Below are 19676 nucleotides of genomic sequence, written 5' to 3'. Positions count from 1 at the left end.
AAGGTTTCAACCATGGCATCTGTTCATCCACGCCGCTACGCCTTCGCGCCCCTGCTACTGGCGGGCCTGCTGGGCGTGATGTGGTTTTCTCTGGCGCCACGCACCGCGCTCGCTGCGAATCCGGATTCCGCAGCCGTCACGGTCACTGACCTGCTGGGCCGCAAGGTCAAGGTTCACATCCCGGTCAGACGGGTGATTCTCGGCGAGGGTCGCCAGCTATACCTGGTCGCCGCGCTGGATACGCAAAACCCCATCGAACGCATCGTCGGTTGGCGCAAGGATTTGATCCAGTCCGACCCGGACACTTACGGCGCGTACCTGCGCAAATTCCCTGACATCGCCAGGATTCCCACTTTCGGTGGCTTTGAGGACGGCACGTTCGACATCGAGCAAGCAATCTCGCAACAGCCAGACGTCATCATCCTGAACATTGAAGCGCAACACGCCACCGAAGATGCGCGCTACATCGAGAAGCTCGACGCGCTGGGAATCCCGGTGGTCTACGTCGACTTCCGCAACAACCCCATGCAAAACACTGAGCCGACCATGCGCCTGTTCGGCCAGCTGTTTGGCAAGGATGATCGCGCCGAGGCGTTTATCGCTTTTCGCAATCAGCAGATCCGTCGCGTCACGGACGTCATTGCGGCCAATCAGCCTTTGCGCCCCAGCGTGTTCATCGAGCGAATCGGTGGCTACACCGAGGATTGCTGCCTGAGTTTCGGCAACGAAAATTTTGGCCTTTTTGTCGACATGGCCGGTGGCAACAACATTGCCAGAAGCATCATTGCGAACACCTTTGGCCAATTGAACCCCGAACAGGTGATCGTCGCCAACCCGGATCAAGTGGTCGTCACCAGCGCCAACTGGCAAGCCTTCGCACCCGGTGGTCGCTGGGTAGGTGTCGGACCCGGGGCGGACCTGACACAAGCCCGGCACAAACTGGCCTGGTACACCCAGCGCCCGGCCTACGCGGGTATCAAGGCGCAGAACGATCAAGCGTTTCATGCCATCTGGCATCAGTTCTATAACAGTCCCTATCAGTTTGTGGCCATCCAGCAATTGGCCAAGTGGTTTCATCCGGCGTTGTTTGCCGATCTGGATCCTGACGCCTCGTTTCGCGAACTCCACGAGCGCTTCCTGCCCCTGCCCTACCAACCGGGCTACTTCGTCAGCCTGAAGAAAACCGAGGACAAACCATGAGTTCGCTAGGCGAAGTTTCTATTGCGCAGAGCGCGACATACCGCCAACGGGTCCTGCGAAAACGACTGATCCTTGTTGCGCTTGCGGTGTTGCTGGTGTTCAGCGTGTTGCTTGACCTGGCACTGGGGCCCGCCAGTTACAGCCTGACGGAGGTGCTCGGCGCCCTGTTCTCGCCGAACACCGCCTCGGCACAAGTGCGGGTGGTGATGTGGGATATCCGCCTGCCCGTGGCGCTGATGGCCGTTGCGGTCGGCGCGGCGCTGTCGCTGGCCGGTGCGCAGATGCAGACGATCCTTAACAACCCGCTGGCCAGTCCGTTCACCTTGGGCCTTTCCGCCGCCGCCAGTTTTGGCGCGGCCATGGGACTGGCTTTCGGGGTGGCGCTGTTCCCGCTGGCGGCGCAGTACATGGTGCCGGTGAACGCGTTCATCATGGCCATGCTTTGCGCGCTGCTGATCCACTTTCTGAGCATGCGCCGCGGCGTAACGGCCGAAACCATCGTGCTGCTCGGCATTGCTCTGGTGTTTACGTTTAACGCGCTGTTGGCACTGGTGCAGTTTTTTGCCACCGAGCAAGCCGTGGCGGCAGTGGTGTTCTGGACCATGGGCAGCCTGACCAAGGCCACCTGGCCAAAGCTCGGGATTATTTGCGTTGTCATCCTCATCACCCTGCCGATCTTCGCCAAACGGGCCTGGGCTCTGACTGCCCTGCGTTTGGGCGATGACAAAGCCGCAAGTTTCGGGATCAACGTGCGCAGCCTGCGCTTTCAGACATTGATCATGGTCAGCCTGCTCGCCTCGTTTCCAGTGGCCTTCGTCGGCACTATCGGCTTTATCGGGCTGGTCGGCCCGCACATCGCCCGGATGCTGATTGGTGAAGATCAACGGTTCTTTTTACCGGCGTCACTGCTGACCGGTTCGCTGATTCTGTCCGCCAGTTCGGTCGTCAGCAAAACCCTGATCCCGGGCGCGATTTTTCCCATCGGCGTGGTCACCTCGCTGATCGGTGTGCCGTTCTTCATATCCTTGATCCTTGGCGGGAAGAAAAACGCATGGTGAAGCTCCAGCTTGAAAACCTTGGTGCCCGCTATGGTCAGCGCGAGATCATTCGCGGCGTGACCACGGCAACGTTTATCGGTGGCCAGGTGGTGGCGGTGGTCGGGCCCAATGCCGCGGGGAAATCCACCCTGTTCAAACGGATGGCCGGGCTGATCGACGGCCCGGGAAAGGTCAACTTGCAGGGCTCGGAAAAAGGCCCGCAGGGCATCAGCTACATGCCTCAGGGCCTGAATGCCAGTGCGCGGCTGACCGTCTACGAATCCGTGCTGCTGGCACGTAAACAACTGACGCCGGGCTGGGTCGTGCGCGACGACGAACTGAAACTCGTGGACCAGATTCTCGACGCACTCGGCATCACCGAACTATCCTTTCGCAACCTCGGTGAACTCAGTGGCGGACAGCAGCAATTGGTATCGATCGCCCAAACGCTGGTGCGCGAGCCGGAAATCCTGCTGATGGACGAACCGACCAGTGCGCTGGATATGCATCGCCAGGTGCAAGTGCTGAATTTCATGCGCGCTCTGGCGCGCAAACGCGAGGTCATTGTGTTCATTGCCATCCATGACCTGAATCAAGCGCTACGCTTTGCCGATCAGGTGTTGGTCATCGCCAATGGAACGTCCCACGGGAGCGGCTCCTGCGATGAAGTGATCACCGAACAAATGCTGCGTGATGTCTACGGAGTCGAGGCCAGGATCGAGACCTGCAGCCGCGGCCAACGCCATATCCTGATCGACGACATCGTTTGAACCATGTCGACGGGGCAAAGGGCCGAGTCACTGCTAATCTGAATGAAAATGACATGTATTAACGGTTTATTTAACGTTTTTTTCTCATTGTGCTCTCTACATTCCAGCGACTCGAAATATGCAAATGATTCGCATTGGTTCGACCCGCGAATTCCTGTACATGACGCCAAAAAACAGGAGCTGTCCAAAGAATGAATCGCCATATCCCTGCTTTCCTGAAAACCGCACTGCTGGCCACTGCCCTGCTCAGCGCCAGCCACGTGTACGCCGCCGACTCCGACGGCATCGTGGTCTACAACGCCCAGCATGAAAGCCTGACCAAAGCCTGGATCGAGGGTTTTACCAAGGAGACCGGAATCAAGGTCACGGTGCGCAACGGCGACGACACCGAAATGGGCAATCAGATCGTGCAGGAAGGTGCCGCCTCCCCCGCTGACGTGTTCCTGACCGAAAACTCCCCGGCCATGGTTCTGGTGGATAACGCGGGACTGTTTGCCCCCGTAGCGCCGACCACCCTGGAACAAGTCGACGAGGCCTGGCGCCCGGCGCATGGCAAGTGGGTGGGCATCGCCGCGCGCTCCACGGTGTTTGTCTACAACCCGAGCAAACTGCCTGAAACCGAGTTGCCGAAGTCGCTGATGGACCTCGCCGAGGCTAAATGGAAAGGTCGCTGGGCGGCGTCACCGGCTGGCGCCGACTTCCAGGCCATTGTCGCCGCCGTGCTGGAACTCAAGGGCGAAGCCGCCACCCTCGAGTGGCTCAAGGGGATGAAAACCAACTTCACCGCGTATCGGGGCAACAGCTCCGTGTTGAAAGCGGTGAATGCCGGGCAGATCGACAGCGGCGTGATTTACCACTATTACCGCTTCGGCGATCAGGCCAAAACCGGCGAAAACAGCAAGAACACCGCCCTGCATTACTTCAAACACAAGGACCCGGGTGCGTTTGTGAGCATTTCCGGTGGCGGCATTCTGGCGTCCAGCCAACACAAGGAACAGGCCCAGGCGTTCCTGAAATGGATCACCGGCAAGGATGGCCAGGCCATCCTCAAGACGGGCAATTCGTTCGAATATGCCGTGGGCAAAAACGCTGAGTCCAACCCTCAACTGGTGCCTTTGCAGCAGCTCGATGCGCCGAAAGTCGATGCCTCAAAACTCGACAGTAAAAAAGCCGTGGAGCTGATGACTCAGGCCGGGGTGCTCTGAATTGATGCCTGAAACGCTACCGGCGGAAGTCGCTGCGGCGATACCCGCACCTTTACGCCACCGCTCCCGCGGAGTGTTCGCGGGGCGCGGCGGTGCGTGGGTGATCGGCTTGTCGGTGCTGATGTCATTGCTGGCCCTGATGCCAATTGCCTTCATCATCGGCGTTTCGGTACAGACCGGTTGGGCCACCCTGGCAACGCTGTTGTTCCGGCCACGGGTTGGCGAGCTGTTGATCAACACCGTGTTGCTGGTAGGGATCACGATTCCCTTGTGCATCGCGCTGGGCGTGGCACTGGCCTGGCTGACCGAACGCAGCAATCTGCCGGGACGACGCTGGTGGTCATTGTTGTCGATCGCGCCGCTGGCGGTCCCGGCCTTCGTTCACAGCTATGCCTGGGTCAGCCTGGTACCACCGATTCACGGTCTGTTTGCCGGGGTGCTGGTGTCGGTCATCGCCTACTTCCCCTTCCTTTACTTGCCGATTGCGGCCACTTTGCGCCGGCTCGATCCGGCCATTGAAGATGTCGCGGAATCGATGGGACTCAAGCCTTGGGCGGTGTTTTTCCGGGTGGTGCTGCCACAGCTGCGCCTGGCCGTCTGTGGCGGCGCGTTGCTGGTCGGGCTGCACTTGCTGGCCGAATATGGTCTGTACGCGATGATCCGTTTCGACACGTTCACCACGGCGATCTTCGATCAGTTCAAATCCACCTTCAACGGCCCCGCCGCCCACATGCTGGCCGGTGTGCTCGCCCTGTGCTGCCTGGCGATGCTGACCGTCGAGTCGGCGGCGCGTGGCCATGCGCGGTATGCGCGGGTCGGCTCGGGCAGTGCCCGGGAACTGCGCATCGTGCACTTGAAAACCGGTTCGACCGTCCTCGCGCTGACCTTGTTCACGGTGACCTGTGCCCTGTCGCTGGGGGTGCCGTTGATCACCTTGGGCAAATGGCTGATCGCAGGGGGAGCGAATGTCTGGCAGATGGCCGAACTGATGCCGGCGTTGCAACAGACACTGCTGCTCGGCGTTGCGGGGGCGTTGCTCACCACCTGCGCCGCCATCCCGATTGCGTGGTTGTCGATTCGCTCGCCGGGTCGGCTGCAACGGGTGCTGGAAAGCTGCAACTACATCACCAGTTCATTGCCGGGCATTGTCGTCGCCCTGGCCCTGGTGACGGTCACGGTGCATTTCGCCCGGCCGATTTACCAGACCACGATCACCGTGTTGCTGGCGTATCTGCTGATGTTTCTGCCTCGCGCCCTGGTGAGTTTGCGTGCCGGCATCGCGCAGGCGCCGGTGGAGCTGGAAAATATCGCCCGCAGCCTCGGTCGCTCGCCCGGTCGGGCGCTGTGGCTGATCACCTTGCGGCTGGCCGCGCCCGGCGCTGCCGCGGGCGCCGCACTGGTGTTTCTCGCGATCAGCAATGAATTGACCGCCACATTGCTGCTGGCCCCGAACGGCACACGCACGCTGGCGACCGGGTTCTGGGCGTTGACCAGCGAAATCGACTACGCCGCCGCTGCGCCCTACGCCTTGCTGATGATTTTGCTGTCACTTCCGTTGACCGGACTTCTCTACCACCAATCCAAACGAACGGCTGGCCGATGAACACGCTTGAACTGCATTCGATCTGCAAATCCTACGGCCCGCAAAGGGCCCTTGAAGACATCAATCTGTCGGTGCCGACGGGCAGTCGCACCGTGATCGTCGGCCCTTCCGGTTCCGGCAAATCCACCTTGCTGAGAATGATCGCCGGTTTCGAATTCCCGGACTCCGGGCGCCTCACGCTGAACGGGCAGACGTTGGTCGACCCTACTCATGAAGTGCCCGCCCACCAACGACAGATTGGCTATGTGCCTCAGGACGGTGCCTTGTTTCCGCACATGACCGTGGCCGCCAACATCGGCTTCGGCTTGTCGCTCAAGGGCCTCGAAAAACGCGAGCGTATCGCCCAGTTGATGGACAGCGTTGCCCTCGACGCGAACATGGCCGACCGCTGGCCCCATGAACTGTCTGGCGGTCAGCAACAACGGGTGGCACTGGCGAGGGCCCTGGCGCAACAGCCGCGCCTGATGTTGCTGGATGAACCGTTTTCCGCGCTCGATACCGGCCTGCGCGCGGCCATGCGCAAACTGGTCGCGCGGTTGCTGGCGGACGCCGGTGTCACCACCATTCTGGTCACCCATGACCAGAGTGAAGCGCTGTCGTTTGCCGATCAGCTTGCGGTCATGCGCGAGGGGCGTCTGGTGCAGTCCGGGCATCCGCTGGACCTCTACCGCTATCCCGGCGACGAACAAACCGCGATATTCCTTGGCGATGCCGTGGTCATGCCCGCCCGGATCGAAGCCGGCTGGGCCCATTGCGATCTGGGGCGGATCCCGGTCAACAACCATCGCAACAACCGCTGCGCGCAGATCATGCTGCGGCCCGAGCAGTTGCAACTGGTCGGTATCGTTTCTGATTCGGTCGAGGCCACCGGTTGCCGCGCCGTGGTGACCGAGCGGGATTTCAGCGGCAATACCTGCACATTGACCGTGGAACTGGAGCCTTCGGCATCCGCCGACCAACCCGGTCGGTCATTGATGGTGCGCAGTTCGGGCCTGTACGCGCCACCGACCGGCAGCGCGGTTCACGTCTCGACCATCGGCCATGCCCACGTGTTGAGCGAATCCTAGAGATCGAAGCGGTCCACCGCCCGCCGCCGCTCATTGTCGTCGCGCACGTCGTAGTTGGCCGTCGTCTGGATATTGCTGTGATGGGCGAGTTTCTGCGCAATCGACAAGTCATGCTCCTCGATCACCCGGGTAATGAACGAACGCCGGAAATCGTGAGGCATGATTTTCACCCCGACCTGTGCGCCGCGTTGCCGGGCGATGTAATAGATCGCGTGCTTGGTGATGCGCTCGCGGGTGATGTGACTGCCACGGCGGATGCGATTGAACAGGAACGAATCGTCCACCTCGCCTTCCTTGAGTTGCGAGCGGCGTAGCTCCAGCCAGGCATCCAGTTTGGCGAATGCCCAGGCCGGTGCGTACTTGATCAGCTGTTTGTTGCCTTTGGCGGTCACCCGCAGGCTGCGTTCGGTGAAGTCCACCTGATCGAGGTCGAGGTTCACCGACTCGGATTTGCGCATGCCCGAGCCGTACAAAATCCCGATGATCGCCGCGTCCCGCAGGCCTTGTGGTCGTGGGTCGGCGGCACAGACCGCCATCATTTCCTGGATCAGCGAGCGGCGCAGATTGCGTCCCTGGGACAGTCGTGTGCCGGCAATGCCCTTGACCGAGCGCATTTTCAGCAAGTGTTCCTGGCTGATCAGGCTCATGCGCCACGCTTCATTCATCACCCCGCGCACGGCGTTGACGTACAGCGAAGACGTATTGGGCGCGTAGCCGTCCGCGCGCAACGCCGCCACCAGCGCAATCACATCCTCGGGCTGCAGCTGGTGCCAAGGAATTTCCTCGACGTTCATGTCTTCGAAGCCCAGGCGGTCGGCGGCGTCCTGCAACACATAACGCATGGTCAGTTGGCTGGACGGCGCCAGTCGCGCCAGATACAGGGGCATCGGATTGGTCTTTGCAACACTTGAATCAGTAACAGGTAAGTCAATCAAAACAAAACGGCCTTGAGTGGTAACAGATCAATAAAACAACTAAGGATTGAAACATTCTTCATATAACGCAGGACACTTCGGTAAGACTTTCTACTAAAGAACGCGATGAACGGCAGAAGTCTGAACATTGGCTTAATAACGTTCAGATAAACGATTCCACTACCGGGTTTTGATGTTCCTTTGACAAAAAACGGCCTAACCTCATCTCTACCCGGTGAGCCTCGATGGGCTCCCAACCTGCCGGCCGTGGCTGCAAAAGTCAAATAAGGCTCGTGCCCGACAGGTCACTAAACCGTTGAAATCCCGTTTATTTCGGCACTCATGCCGAAGGACGGCCTACGCCCCGAGGTTTTCCATGAACGAGGCTTTTCTCCCCTTTTCCCGCCCCAGTATCGGTGACTTGGAAATAGCCGCCGTAGAGCAAGTATTACGCTCCGGCTGGATCACTACCGGGCCGAAAAACCAGCAACTCGAAGAACACTTCGCCAACTATGTCGGATGCCGCCATGCCGTGGCATTGTCCTCGGCCACCGGCGCCATGCATGTCACGTTACTGGCATTGGGCATCGGTCCCGGCGATGAAGTCATCACACCGTCCCAGACCTGGGTCTCCACCGCAAATATGATCTGCCTGCTGGGCGCGACGCCGGTGTTTGTCGACGTCGACCGCGACACCCTGATGAGCAGCGTCGAGCATATCGAAGCGGCCATCACCCCGCGCACCCGGGCGATCATCCCGGTGCATTACGCCGGCGCGGCGTTCGATCTCGATCCGCTCTACGCGTTGGCCTGCAAACATGGCATTCCAGTGATTGAAGACGCCGCCCACGCGGCGGGCACCTTTTACAAAAACCGTCACGTCGGCGCGAAAGGCACGGCGATCTTCTCGTTTCACGCGATCAAGAACATGACCTGCGCCGAGGGCGCGATGTTCGTCGGCGACGATGAAGCGCTGGCCAACCGTGTGCGCATGCTCAAGTTCCACGGGCTCGGCGTCGATGCCTACGACCGCATGACCCACGGCCGCAAACCCCAGGCCCAGGTGATCGAACCCGGTTTCAAATACAACCTGGCCGACATCAATGCCGCCATCGCCCTTGTGCAACTGGAACGCCTGGATGAAATCAACGCCAAGCGTGCCGCGTTGGCCAGACGCTATTGGCAGCGTCTGGAAGGCTTGCCGGTGCAACCGCTGGCCATTCCGCTTTACCCGCAGCAGCACGCCTGGCATCTGTTCATCCTGCGCATCGACGCCGAGCGCTGCGGGCTCGACCGTGAAGCGTTCATGAAAGCCCTGCAGGCGCAGAACATCGGCACCGGCATCCACTTCATCGCCACCCACCTGCACACCTGGTACCGCCAGCGCTTCCCCAACATTTACCTGCCCAACACCGAATGGAACTCGGCACGCCTGTGCTCGATACCGTTGTTCCCCGACATGACCAACGATGACGTCGACCGCGTCGTCAGCGCCATCGAACTCACACTGGACACACGCCTGTGAAACCTTATCCGATCCGTTGCGTGTCGATCGTCATCCCGGTCTACAACGAGCAAGACAGCCTGCCCGAATTGCTCAGGCGCACCGAAGCGGCGTGCCAGCAATTGCACCATGACTACGAAATCGTGATGGTCGATGACGGCAGTCGCGACAACTCCGCGCAACTCCTCGAAGAAGCCGCCTGCCGCGAGTGCAGCCCGGTGGTGGCGGTCATTCTCAACCGCAACTACGGCCAGCACGCGGCAATCATGGCCGGTTTCGAGCAGTGCAAGGGCGATGTCGTCATCACCCTCGACGCCGACCTGCAAAACCCGCCCGAAGAGATCTCGCGCCTGGTGGCCCAGGCTGAACTCGGCTATGACGTGGTCGCCACGGTGCGTAGCAATCGGCAGGATTCGGCCTTGCGCCGCTGGCCGTCGAAGCTGATCAACCTCGCCGTGCAGCGCTCCACCGGCGTTGCCATGAGCGACTACGGCTGCATGCTCCGCGCCTATCGACGCAGCATCGTCGACGCCATGCTCGCCTGTCGCGAACGCAGCACCTTCATCCCGATCCTCGCCAACAGCTTCGCCCGGCACACCACGGAAATCCTGGTGACCCACGCCGAACGCGAACACGGGGAATCGAAGTACAGCCCGATGCGCCTGGTCAACCTGATGTTCGACCTGATCACCTGCATGACCACCACGCCGTTGCGGTTGTTGAGCATCGTCGGCTTTGCCATGGCCGGACTGGGCGTGGCGTTCGCCACCGCGCTGATTGTCCTGCGGTTGGTGTTCGGCGCCAGTTGGGCAGGCGACGGGACGTTCGTGCTGTTCGCCGTGCTGTTCGTGTTCACCGGTGGCCAGTTCATCGGCATGGGCCTGTTGGGCGAATACCTGGGGCGGATGTACAGCGATGTCCGTGCGCGTCCGCGTTTTTTCATCGAAAAAGTCCTGCGCAGCCAGCCCGCCATACCCGTTCCCGTTGTCACCGTTGACGGTCTCACTTCCACTTCTTCAGATCAGGTTCTCTCATGAGCGCAAAAGCTGTTGTTTTCGCCTATCACGATATTGGCTGTGCCGGCATCGAGACGCTGCTCGACAGCGGTTATGACATTGCCGCCGTGTTCACCCATGCCGATGATCCCAAGGAGAACGCTTTTTACGCCTCCGTCGCGCAACTGTGCGCGCGCCGGGGTATTGCGGTGCACGCCCCGGAAGACGTCAACCACCCGTTGTGGATCGAGCGCATCAGCCAGCTCAACCCCGATTACCTGTTCTCGTTTTACTACCGCCAGCTGCTGAGCGAACCGCTGCTGGCCACGGCACGCAAAGGCGCATTCAATCTGCACGGTTCGTTGTTGCCGCGCTATCGCGGTCGTGCGCCGGCCAATTGGGTGCTGGTCAACGGCGAAAGCGAAACTGGCGTCACCCTGCACCGCATGGTCAAGCGCGCCGATGCGGGTGCCATCCTCGCGCAGAAGCAGGTTGGAATCGAGCGCAGCGACACCGCGCTGAGCCTGCACGGCAAACTGCGCGTGGCCGCGACCGACCTGTTGCGTGACACCTTGCCGGCACTGCTCGCAGGCAAGACCAGCGAGATCCCTCAGGACGAATCCAGGGCCACGACGTTCGGTCGCCGCACGCCCGCCGACGGCAAGCTGATCTGGCAGAAGCCGGCAGAAGAACTGTTCAACCTGGTGCGCGCCGTCACGCAACCTTATCCCGGCGCGTTCTGCGCGGTGGGCGAGCACAAATTGATTGTCTGGAGCGCTGAAGTCGTCAAAGGCAACGAAGGCCAGGCACCGGGCCGGGTCATCAGTGTCGACCCGCTGCGCATTGCCTGCGGCGAAGACTCGTTGGTGATCAACGCCGGCCAGCGTAACGACAACGGCTTGTACCTGAGCGGGCCGCAACTGGCCGGCGAACTCGGTCTGGTGGACGGCTCCTTGCTGCGCGGTGCCGAATCCGGACGCACGCCACGCCGCACGCGCGTGCTGATCCTCGGCGTCAACGGCTTCATCGGCAATCACTTGTCCGAGCGTTTACTGCGCGATGACCGCTACGAGGTGTACGGCCTCGACATCGGCTCCGATGCGATCGGGCGTTTGCGCAGCCATCCGAATTTTCATTTTGTCGAAGGCGACATCAGCATCCACTCCGAGTGGATCGAGTACCACATCAAGAAGTGCGACGTGATCCTGCCGCTGGTGGCGATCGCCACGCCCATCGAATACACCCGCAACCCGCTGCGCGTGTTCGAGCTGGATTTCGAAGAGAACCTCAAGCTGGTTCGCTACTGCGTCAAATACAACAAGCGGGTGATTTTTCCGTCGACGTCGGAAGTCTATGGCATGTGCCAGGACGGCAAATTCGACGAGGACACGTCCAACCTCGTGGTCGGGCCGATCAACAAGCAACGCTGGATCTACTCGACCTCCAAGCAACTGCTCGACCGCGTGATCTGGGCTTATGGCCAAAAAGGCTTGAACTTCACCCTGTTCCGCCCCTTCAACTGGATGGGCCCACGCCTGGACCGTCTGGATTCGGCACGCATCGGCAGTTCCCGGGCGATTACGCAACTGATCCTCAATCTGGTGGAAGGCACGCCGATTCGTCTGTTTGACGGCGGTGAGCAAAAACGCTGCTTCACCGACATTGCCGACGGCGTGGAAGCGCTGGCGCGAATCATCGACAACCGCAACGACGCCTGCAACGGCCAGATCATCAACATCGGCAACCCGGACAACGAAGCCAGCATCCGCCAATTGGGCGAAGAGCTGCTGCGCCAGTTCGACGCGCACCCGCTGCGCCACAACTTCCCGCCGTTCGCCGGGTTCCGCGACGTCGAAAGCAAGGCGTTCTACGGTGCTGGGTATCAGGACGTGTCGCACCGCAAACCAAGCATCGACAACGCCAAGCGGTTACTGGACTGGACGCCGACCGTGGAGATGAGTGAAACCATCGGCAACACGCTGGATTTCTTCCTGCGGGAAGCGATGCTCGAAATCGCGGACAACGTTTGATGCAAGCGGGTCTCAGGATTGATGTCGACACCTACCGCGGCACCCGTGAGGGCGTGCCGCGGTTGCTGGAAATGCTCGATGAAGCCCAGGTCAAAGCCACGTTCTTTTTCAGCGTCGGGCCGGACAACATGGGGCGGCACTTGTGGCGCCTGATCCGCCCGCAGTTTCTCTGGAAGATGCTGCGCTCCAACGCCGCCGGCCTGTACGGCTGGGACATTCTGCTGGCCGGCACTGCGTGGCCGGGCAAGCCGATTGGCCGCGACCTCGGGCACCTGATGCGTCGGACCCGAGATGCCGGGCATGAAGTCGGCCTGCACGCCTGGGATCACCACGGCTGGCAGGCCAATGCCGGGCGCTGGAGCGACGCGCAACTGATCGAGCAGATTCGTCAGGGCGTGGACACGCTGAGCGATATCCTCGGACAAACTATCGACTGCTCCGCGGCCGCCGGTTGGCGGGCGGACGAGCGTGTGATCGAAGCCAAGCAGAGGTTCGGTTTTCGCTACAACAGCGATTGTCGTGGCCGCAGCCTGTTCCGGCCGACATTGGCCGAGGGTGGCCTGGGCGCGCCACAGATTCCGGTGGACCTGCCCACCTTCGATGAGGTGGTCGGCCCGATCGTCGCCGCCAGGGATTTCAACGCGTTCATCCTTGACCGATTCACTGTGCAAAACCTCAACGTCTATACGATCCACGCCGAAGTGGAAGGGATTCTAATGGCCAACGATTTCCGTCAACTGCTGGCCGACGCGCGCCAGCGTGATATCCGCTTCCAGCCTTTGGGCGATTTGCTGCCCGAAACACTGGATGCCTTGCCCAGCGGTCGGGTCGTGCGCGGTGCGCTCGACGGTCGCGAAGGCTGGCTGGGAGTGCAAGGCGTATGAGCAAACGTTGGGCATTGCCGTTGTTGCTGGGCCTTTGTCTGTTGGCTTATCTGCTGCCAATGGGCAGCCACGGTTTGTGGATTCCGGACGAAACCCGCTACGCGCAAATCAGCCAGGGCATGCTCTTGAGCGGCGACTGGGTGTCGCCGCACTTCATGGGCCTGCGCTACTTCGAAAAACCGGTGGCCGGTTACTGGATGATCGCTCTGAGTCAGGCGGTGTTTGGCGACAACCTGTTCGGCGTGCGTTTCGCTTCAGCCCTCAGCACCGGGCTCAGCGTGATGCTGTGTTACCTGATTGCCCGCCGGCTGTGGAACGAGCCGCGCAAGAGTTTTGCCTGCGCGCTGCTGTACATGAGTTTCGCCGTGGTTACCGGACAGGCCGGCTACGCCAACCTCGATCCGCAATTCACCTTTTGGGTCAACCTGAGTCTGGTGGCTTTGTGGTTTGCGCTGGACAGCGTCAGCCGTGACCGGCGCCTGATCGGTTGGGCGCTGCTGGGCCTGGCGTGTGGCATGGGGTTCATGACCAAGGGATTTCTGGCCTGGGTGTTGCCAGTGCTGATCGCCCTGCCCTGGATGATCTGGCAAAAACGCTTACGCGAGTTGTTGATTTACGGTCCGGTGGCGATTGCCGTGGCCATCGCCGTGAGCCTGCCCTGGGCCTTGGCGGTGCACGCGCAAGAGCCTGATTACTGGCGGTTCTTCTTTTGGCACGAACACATTCGCCGTTTTGCCGGTGACGATGCGCAGCATGACGCGCCGTGGTGGTTCTACCTGCCATTGCTGGTGGCGTTCAGTCTGCCGTGGGCCGCGTTGTTGCCGTCGGCGCTGAAGCAGGCGTGGCAAACACGTCGTCAGGCCAGCATCGGCTTTCTGCTGCTGTGGTTGCTGATGCCGCTGCTGTTTTTCAGCCTGAGCAACGGCAAGTTGCCGACCTACATCCTGCCGTGCCTGTTGCCCCTGGCCTTGCTGTTGGGCAACGCACTGGCGGACCGCTTGCGACTGGAACAAGGCCGGGTGTTGGGCATCAATGGCTTGCTCAACCTCCTTCTGGGCCTGACCACCCTGCTCGCCCTCGTCTACCTGCAACTGAAAAAACCACTGTACGACCACGAACTGCACAGCCTGGTGCTGGTGTTCATCGGTCTGCTCGGCTGGATCATGACCAACCTGCTGCAGGCGTTCCGGCCGTTGCAATGCTGGGCGGCGCCGGCCTTTGGCAGCCTGTTGCTGATCGGTGTGCTACCGGCGGCGATGCCCGAAGCGGTGGTGGCGAACAAGATGCCCGACCAGTTCGTCCTTGAGCATGCACAGGAACTCGGCCAGGCCGGCACGCTGTTAAGCAACGATCTGGGCGCCGCTTCGGCCCTGGCCTGGCGCCTGAAACGCACGGACGTGGCGTTGTACAACACGATAGGCGAATTGAAATATGGCCTCGCTTATCCTGACGGCGCACAGCAGCGCGTCGACCCCGATCGCGTGCAGCAGTGGATGCGCGACGCCCGCCAGAACGGTTCAGTTGGCGTGCTGATGCGGGTTAAAGGGGAGGCCGAGCTGCGTGAAATCGAACGACTGCCCAAGGATGGCAAACGCTATGAACAAGGCAACCTTGTGATTCTGATTTTTCCTCAGGGTGCGTCATGAGTCTGTTGCTGGTGTTGGCAGCCTGCCTGCTCACCTGCCTGGGCCAGATCGCCCAGAAAAAAGCCGTGGAAAACTGGAGCGGCCTGCCGCCGGGCTGGGGCACAAAACTGCGCTCGCCATGGTTGTGGCTGGCAATCGTCGCGTTGGGCGCGGGCTTGCTCGTGTGGCTGCTGGTGTTGCAGCGCCTTGAAGTCGGCGTCGCGTATCCGATGCTGAGCCTGAATTTTGTGCTGATCACCCTGATTGCCCGCTTCGTCTTCCACGAAAACATCGACCGTCGACACTGGTTGGGCGTGGCACTGGTGATGGGCGGCGTGATGTTGCTGGGGCTGCACACATGAGCCTGCGCCGTGGCCTGACCTTCGCCCTCGGCAGTGTACTGCTGGGCAGCGCCGCGCAGTTGGGCATGCGCTGGAGCATGACGCGCCTGCCGTCACCCGATCACTGGCTGGCCGCTGCGATTGATCCGACCGCTGTGGTCGTGGTGCTGGCCGCCATCCTCGCCTATGCCCTGTCGATGTTCAGCTGGCTCGCCGCCCTGCGCGATGTGCCGCTGGGCCGGGCTTATTCGCTATTGAGCATCAGCTACGCGCTGGTGTACGTGCTCGCCGCCGCGCTGCCGGTGTTCAACGAAGATTTCAGCCTTTCCAAAAGCCTCGGGGTGGCCCTGGTCATCCTTGGCGTCATCACCATCAACTCTCGACCTGCTCATGCGTCCAACCTCAGGAGCGACCTATGAAAATCAGTGTATTTGGTAGCGGTTACGTGGGCCTGGTGCAGGCCGCTGTGCTGGCTGAAGTCGGCCACGACGTGGTCTGCATGGACATCGACGAGAAAAAAGTCGAGTTGCTGCAACAAGGCCACGTGAGCATTTTCGAACCGGGGCTCGCCAGCCTGGTGCGCGAAAGTCTCGAAGCCAGGCGACTGCAGTTCACCACCGACGAAAAACTCGCTGTGCAACACGGTCAGGTGTTGTTCATCGCGGTGGGCACGCCGTCCCGGGACGATGGCTCGGCGGACCTGCGTTACGTGCTGTCGGTGGGCGAAGCGGTGGCCCGTCATCGCGAACAGCCGGTGATTCTGGTGGAGAAATCCACGGTTCCCGTGGGCACTGGCGATACCTTGCGCGCGCACATCGACAAATGCCTGATCAAGGTCGGGCGTTTGTTGCAGTTCGAAATCGTCTCCAACCCGGAGTTTCTCAAAGAAGGCTCGGCCGTGGCCGATTGCCGGCGTCCGGACCGTATCGTCATCGGCTGCGAAAGCGATGACGTGCGCGACGTCATGCGCGATCTCTATGCGCCATTCAACCGCAACCATGACCGGATCATGTTCATGGACCTGCGCAGTGCCGAACTGACCAAGTACGCCGCCAACTGCATGCTGGCGACCAAGATCAGCTTCATCAACCAGATCGCCGAACTGGCCGAACACCTCGGTGCCGACATCGAATCGGTGCGCCTGGGCATCGGCGCGGATTCGCGCATCGGCTATCACTTCATCTACCCCGGCTGCGGTTACGGCGGTTCGTGTTTCCCCAAAGACATGCGCGCCCTGATCCACAGTGCCGAAGAAGCGCATTGCTCCAGCGACCTGCTGCAAGCGGTGGAAGCAATTAATCAGCGGCAGAAACACAAGCTGTTCGAACGCATCAACGCGTTCTACAAGGGCGATCTGCGCGGCAAGACCTTCGCCGTGTGGGGCCTGGCGTTCAAACCCAACACCGATGACATGCGCGATGCACCGAGCCGCGTGCTGCTTGAATCGCTGTGGGCTGCTGGCGCCAGCGTGCGGGCGTTCGATCCGGAAGCGATGCAGGAAACCCAGCATTTGTACCCCGACGAAGCAAAGCTGATGCTCATGGGCACCCCAGAATCGGTGCTGGCCGGCGCCGATGCATTGATCATCTGCACCGAATGGCAGCAGTTCAAGGCGCCGGACTTCAACCTGATCCAGCAGCGGCTCAAAGCCCCGGTGATCTTTGACGGACGCAACCTGTACGACGCTGATCGCCTGACGCGCAACGGGTTCATGTACTACCCGATGGGTCGCGGTGACTCGCGCAAGTTACCGATTCCGTACCAGCAATGGCCGGCGGCTTCGGATGTCGCTTGATCGTTAACGCACCGAGCATTCGCCGGCAGTCCCTGGGCATCGGGCTGCTGGCGTTGATGTTGTTCAGCGCCGGGGTTTATCAGCAGGCGGTCATCGGCTTCGATTCGCGGTTCGTGCTGTTTGCCCAGGAGATGCTGCGCCATGGGCCATCGGTGTTTCCGACCACTTACGGTGAGCCCTACGCCGATTACTCGGCGGTCTCGACGCTGTTCATATGGCTGCTGTCCTTGCCGTTCGGGCAGGTCAACAGTCTCAGTGCCTGGCTGCCCAGCGCCTTCGCCGGTGCAGTAATCGTCACGTTGATGTTCCGCTTGCTGGCGCCGCATTCCCCACGTTGGGCGCTGCTGAGCATCGCACTGATGCTGATGACCAACACCTTCATCACCGAAACCCGCGCCGTGTCTCTGGACTTGATGCTCGCCGCTGTCGCGTTTGCCGTTTTCTACCTGGGTTATGCCGCCGACCACTTTGAGGCAAGGCGCCGCTGGTGGCTGATTCTGCCGCTGTTGCTGCTGGGCTTCGGTATTCGTGGGCCTATCGGCCTGGTGATTCCGACCGGCATGCTGTGCAGCTACTTCCTGATCAACCGTCAATGGCAACGGCTGTTCGGCTTTGGCCTGAGCGCGGCATTGCTGCTGACGGTGTGCGTCGGCGCGCTGTTGTGGCTGGCCGACACCAGCGGCGGCCCGGCGTTCATGCACGACGTGGTACGCATGCAGTTCATGGGGCGCATGGACGGCAGCGAAGGTGCGAGCGGTTCGCTGTATTACTTCACCGGTTCACTGGGCAACTATGCACTGGCGTATCCCTTGGCATTGCTGGTGTTGGTGGTGGTCTGGTTGACGGATGCGCGCCAGCCAGGCCCGGCACTGCGGCTGGTGCACTACTGCACGGCTGCTGCGTTGATCGTGATGGTCGGGTTGTCGATTCCACAGGCGAAGAAAGCCCGCTACGTGTTGCCCATGTTGCCGATGCTGGCAATCATCGCGGCGTATCCGTTTCAGGTGGCGCAAGGTCGGGTGTTTGCCTGGTTGCGAGGGGGAATGCAGGGTTTGTGGCTGGTGATGCCGGCGGTTCTGGTCGTTGGATTGCTGATCGTGCAACGACAACTGACCGAGCCATTGACTTCGATTTTCATCATCCTCGGTACGCTGCAGGCCATTGCCTTCGCCTTGCTGTTCAGGTCGCAATGGCGCGCGCAGGCACTGGCAATATGCGCGGTGTTGGCGCTGTGGCTGGTTTACATACTGGTGTTCGAGCCGGTAGAACGCAGGCTCTACGACACCCGCACATTCAGTCGCGAGGCCTTCGCGTTCGTGCAGAAAGATCCGGCACCGCTGGTGTTGCACGGCATGGGCAAAGACGCGAAGGCGATCAAGTTCATGGTCAATATCAGGCAGGATCTGCAACCGGTGTTTACCGAGTCGATTCAGGCGCTGGAAAGTGTGGCGGGACCTGCGTGGTTGATGATGGACCAAAGCGATTACAACGCACTGCATGGCACTGTTTTGGGTTCGCTACCGCCAGTATTGAGCGGACGCTTCGATAAAAACGATTTCGTGTTGATTCACCTGCAAAAACCTTGAACTTCAATCATACAGAAGACCTGTAGGAGCGAGCTTGCTCGCGATGGACGTTAACGAAAACGCATACTTCCTGAATAAACACGTGGCTCTCAAGTCAATCGCGAGCAAGCTCGCTCCTACAGGGGCCGGTCCGTCTGTTAGTTAAACCGACGACTTCAAATCTACACCCAACGCCTGGGCGAACGCCTTGACCAGCGGACTGCGTACGGTGTTGTGCCGCAAGATCAGATTGAACGGCGTGCTGATGTGGATCAGGTCCGGGCGCAACGCGCGAAATTGCCCTTGGGCGACCATCGAAGCGGCGTAATGCTGCGGTAGAAAACCAACGAAGCGCCCGGTCTTGATCAGCAGCGCCACGGCTTCCACCTGGGTCGCCGAAGCAGAAAAACTGTCGTACCGGGCAAAATTCAATTTGTCGCGGTGGATCGCGTAGCGGTGGTTGATGCACTCGTAATCCTTGAGCACCTGACTGTCGATTTCTGCCTCCGGCACCGCGAACAACGGGTGACCGACCGCGCAGTAAACCTCCGAGCGTTCTTCATACAGCGCGTAATAATCGAACTCTTCACGTTTCTGATAAACAGGAACAATACCGGCCACTAACCGTCCCTCTACGACGCCTCTTTCCACTTCATCCAGTTGCGACGCTTGAAGTTGAAACCTTACTTTGGGTGACGTTTCATTTATTCGTTTAATCGCTGCAACTAACGGTGAATTATCATCGGAAATCGTATTGTCAATAACACCCACACCAAGGTCGCCGATAAGTTCGTTCTGCGCTGAACTAAGCCGGTCTCGAAAGTTGTCGACCGACGCAAATAAATCAATCGATGCTTGATACACCAGACGGCCTTCTTCGGTCAGATGAAAGCCCTCGCGGCCTCGGGTACACAGGCGCATGCCGATACGGATCTCGAGGTCGGAGATCTGTTTGCTGATGGCGGCCAGCCCCACATTCAGCTCGTTCTGAGCCGCACTGAAACCTCCGGCCTCGACCACGGCCTTGAACACTTTGAGCAGTTTGAAATCCAGCCCGCTGAGGGCCAACGGTGCCCGTTGCACCGTTTTTGGCGCGGGGTTTCCGGAATTGGAAAGTGGGGTTTCCATAATGCTTATTTAC

17 protein-coding genes are annotated in these 19676 nt (G+C 60.4%); 15 read left to right on the top strand and 2 right to left on the bottom strand.

Features of this window, described 5'->3' with window-relative positions; all coding sequences use genetic code 11:
- Positions 1–12 precede the first annotated feature (12 nt).
- The 6 genes from FBY04_RS14630 to FBY04_RS14605 all read left to right on the top strand — a co-directional run bounded on the left by FBY04_RS14630 (position 13) and on the right by FBY04_RS14605 (position 6882).
- Complete coding sequence (locus FBY04_RS14630) at positions 13–1200, top strand: ABC transporter substrate-binding protein (protein WP_145315641.1); 1188 nt, start codon at positions 13–15, stop codon at positions 1198–1200.
- A complete protein-coding gene (locus tag FBY04_RS14625; RefSeq protein ID WP_145315640.1) occupies positions 1197–2258 on the top strand; it encodes an iron ABC transporter permease in 1062 nt (353 codons plus the stop codon). The genes FBY04_RS14630 and FBY04_RS14625 overlap by 4 nt, the downstream gene beginning before the upstream one ends.
- Positions 2252–3007: an ABC transporter ATP-binding protein gene (locus FBY04_RS14620; RefSeq protein WP_145315639.1), complete on the top strand. Its 756-nt coding sequence runs from the start codon at positions 2252–2254 to the stop codon at positions 3005–3007. The genes FBY04_RS14625 and FBY04_RS14620 overlap by 7 nt, the downstream gene beginning before the upstream one ends.
- A 191-nt stretch (positions 3008–3198) precedes the next feature.
- The gene (locus FBY04_RS14615) at positions 3199–4212 is read left to right on the top strand and encodes an iron ABC transporter substrate-binding protein (RefSeq protein ID WP_145315638.1); all 1014 of its coding nucleotides are present in this window, start codon (positions 3199–3201) and stop codon (positions 4210–4212) included.
- Between the two features lie 4 nt (positions 4213–4216).
- Entirely contained in the window at positions 4217–5815 is a 1599-nt protein-coding gene (locus FBY04_RS14610; protein ID WP_145315637.1) for an iron ABC transporter permease, read from the top strand.
- Entirely contained in the window at positions 5812–6882 is a 1071-nt protein-coding gene (locus tag FBY04_RS14605; RefSeq protein ID WP_145315636.1) for an ABC transporter ATP-binding protein, read from the top strand. Before FBY04_RS14610 ends, FBY04_RS14605 begins: the two co-directional genes overlap by 4 nt.
- Here the strand turns inward: FBY04_RS14605 and xerC are convergent.
- Positions 6879–7769 (bottom strand): tyrosine recombinase XerC, encoded by an 891-nt coding sequence (gene xerC / locus FBY04_RS14600; protein WP_084322920.1) that lies wholly within the window; start codon positions 7767–7769, stop codon positions 6879–6881. The two genes, FBY04_RS14605 and xerC, sit on opposite strands and share 4 nt — an antisense overlap.
- 403 nt (positions 7770–8172) lie before the next feature.
- On the opposite strand from xerC, the gene arnB reads away from it, so the two are divergent.
- Genes arnB through FBY04_RS14555 form a run of 9 tightly spaced genes read left to right on the top strand, consistent with a single transcriptional unit; the run spans position 8173 to position 18556 of the window.
- On the top strand, positions 8173–9321 hold the full coding sequence (gene arnB / locus FBY04_RS14595) for a UDP-4-amino-4-deoxy-L-arabinose aminotransferase (RefSeq protein ID WP_145315635.1): 1149 nt from the start codon (positions 8173–8175) through the stop codon (positions 9319–9321).
- Positions 9318–10337 carry an undecaprenyl-phosphate 4-deoxy-4-formamido-L-arabinose transferase gene (gene arnC, locus FBY04_RS14590; RefSeq protein ID WP_145315634.1) on the top strand — a complete coding sequence of 340 codons (1020 nt, stop codon included), beginning with the start codon at positions 9318–9320 and terminating at the stop codon, positions 10335–10337. The genes arnB and arnC overlap by 4 nt, the downstream gene beginning before the upstream one ends.
- Positions 10334–12325, top strand: a complete 1992-nt coding sequence (arnA, locus tag FBY04_RS14585; protein WP_145315633.1) for a bifunctional UDP-4-amino-4-deoxy-L-arabinose formyltransferase/UDP-glucuronic acid oxidase ArnA — start codon at positions 10334–10336, stop codon at positions 12323–12325. The genes arnC and arnA overlap by 4 nt, the downstream gene beginning before the upstream one ends.
- The gene (arnD, locus tag FBY04_RS14580) at positions 12325–13209 is read left to right on the top strand and encodes a 4-deoxy-4-formamido-L-arabinose-phosphoundecaprenol deformylase (protein ID WP_145315632.1); all 885 of its coding nucleotides are present in this window, start codon (positions 12325–12327) and stop codon (positions 13207–13209) included. The genes arnA and arnD overlap by 1 nt, the downstream gene beginning before the upstream one ends.
- Positions 13206–14855 carry a lipid IV(A) 4-amino-4-deoxy-L-arabinosyltransferase gene (gene arnT / locus FBY04_RS14575; RefSeq protein WP_145315631.1) on the top strand — a complete coding sequence of 550 codons (1650 nt, stop codon included), beginning with the start codon at positions 13206–13208 and terminating at the stop codon, positions 14853–14855. The genes arnD and arnT overlap by 4 nt, the downstream gene beginning before the upstream one ends.
- Complete coding sequence (gene arnE / locus FBY04_RS14570) at positions 14852–15196, top strand: 4-amino-4-deoxy-L-arabinose-phosphoundecaprenol flippase subunit ArnE (protein ID WP_084322926.1); 345 nt, start codon at positions 14852–14854, stop codon at positions 15194–15196. The genes arnT and arnE overlap by 4 nt, the downstream gene beginning before the upstream one ends.
- Complete coding sequence (gene arnF / locus FBY04_RS14565) at positions 15193–15594, top strand: 4-amino-4-deoxy-L-arabinose-phosphoundecaprenol flippase subunit ArnF (protein ID WP_145315630.1); 402 nt, start codon at positions 15193–15195, stop codon at positions 15592–15594. The genes arnE and arnF overlap by 4 nt, the downstream gene beginning before the upstream one ends.
- A complete protein-coding gene (locus tag FBY04_RS14560) occupies positions 15591–16970 on the top strand; it encodes a UDP-glucose/GDP-mannose dehydrogenase family protein (protein WP_145315629.1) in 1380 nt (459 codons plus the stop codon). The genes arnF and FBY04_RS14560 overlap by 4 nt, the downstream gene beginning before the upstream one ends.
- Positions 16971–17026: 56 nt before the next feature.
- On the top strand, positions 17027–18556 hold the full coding sequence (locus FBY04_RS14555) for a glycosyltransferase family 39 protein (protein WP_145315678.1): 1530 nt from the start codon (positions 17027–17029) through the stop codon (positions 18554–18556).
- A 141-nt stretch (positions 18557–18697) separates the two neighbouring features.
- Here the strand turns inward: FBY04_RS14555 and FBY04_RS14550 are convergent, their stop codons facing one another.
- Entirely contained in the window at positions 18698–19663 is a 966-nt protein-coding gene (locus tag FBY04_RS14550) for a LysR family transcriptional regulator (RefSeq protein ID WP_084322930.1), read from the bottom strand.
- Positions 19664–19676 lie beyond the last annotated feature (13 nt).

It is taken from the genome of Pseudomonas sp. SJZ080 (assembly GCF_007828295.1).
GTDB classification, from domain to species: domain Bacteria; phylum Pseudomonadota; class Gammaproteobacteria; order Pseudomonadales; family Pseudomonadaceae; genus Aquipseudomonas; species Aquipseudomonas migulae_A.
Note: the sequence above shows the minus strand (reverse complement) of the source record. Positions and strands in the feature narration are given on the sequence as shown.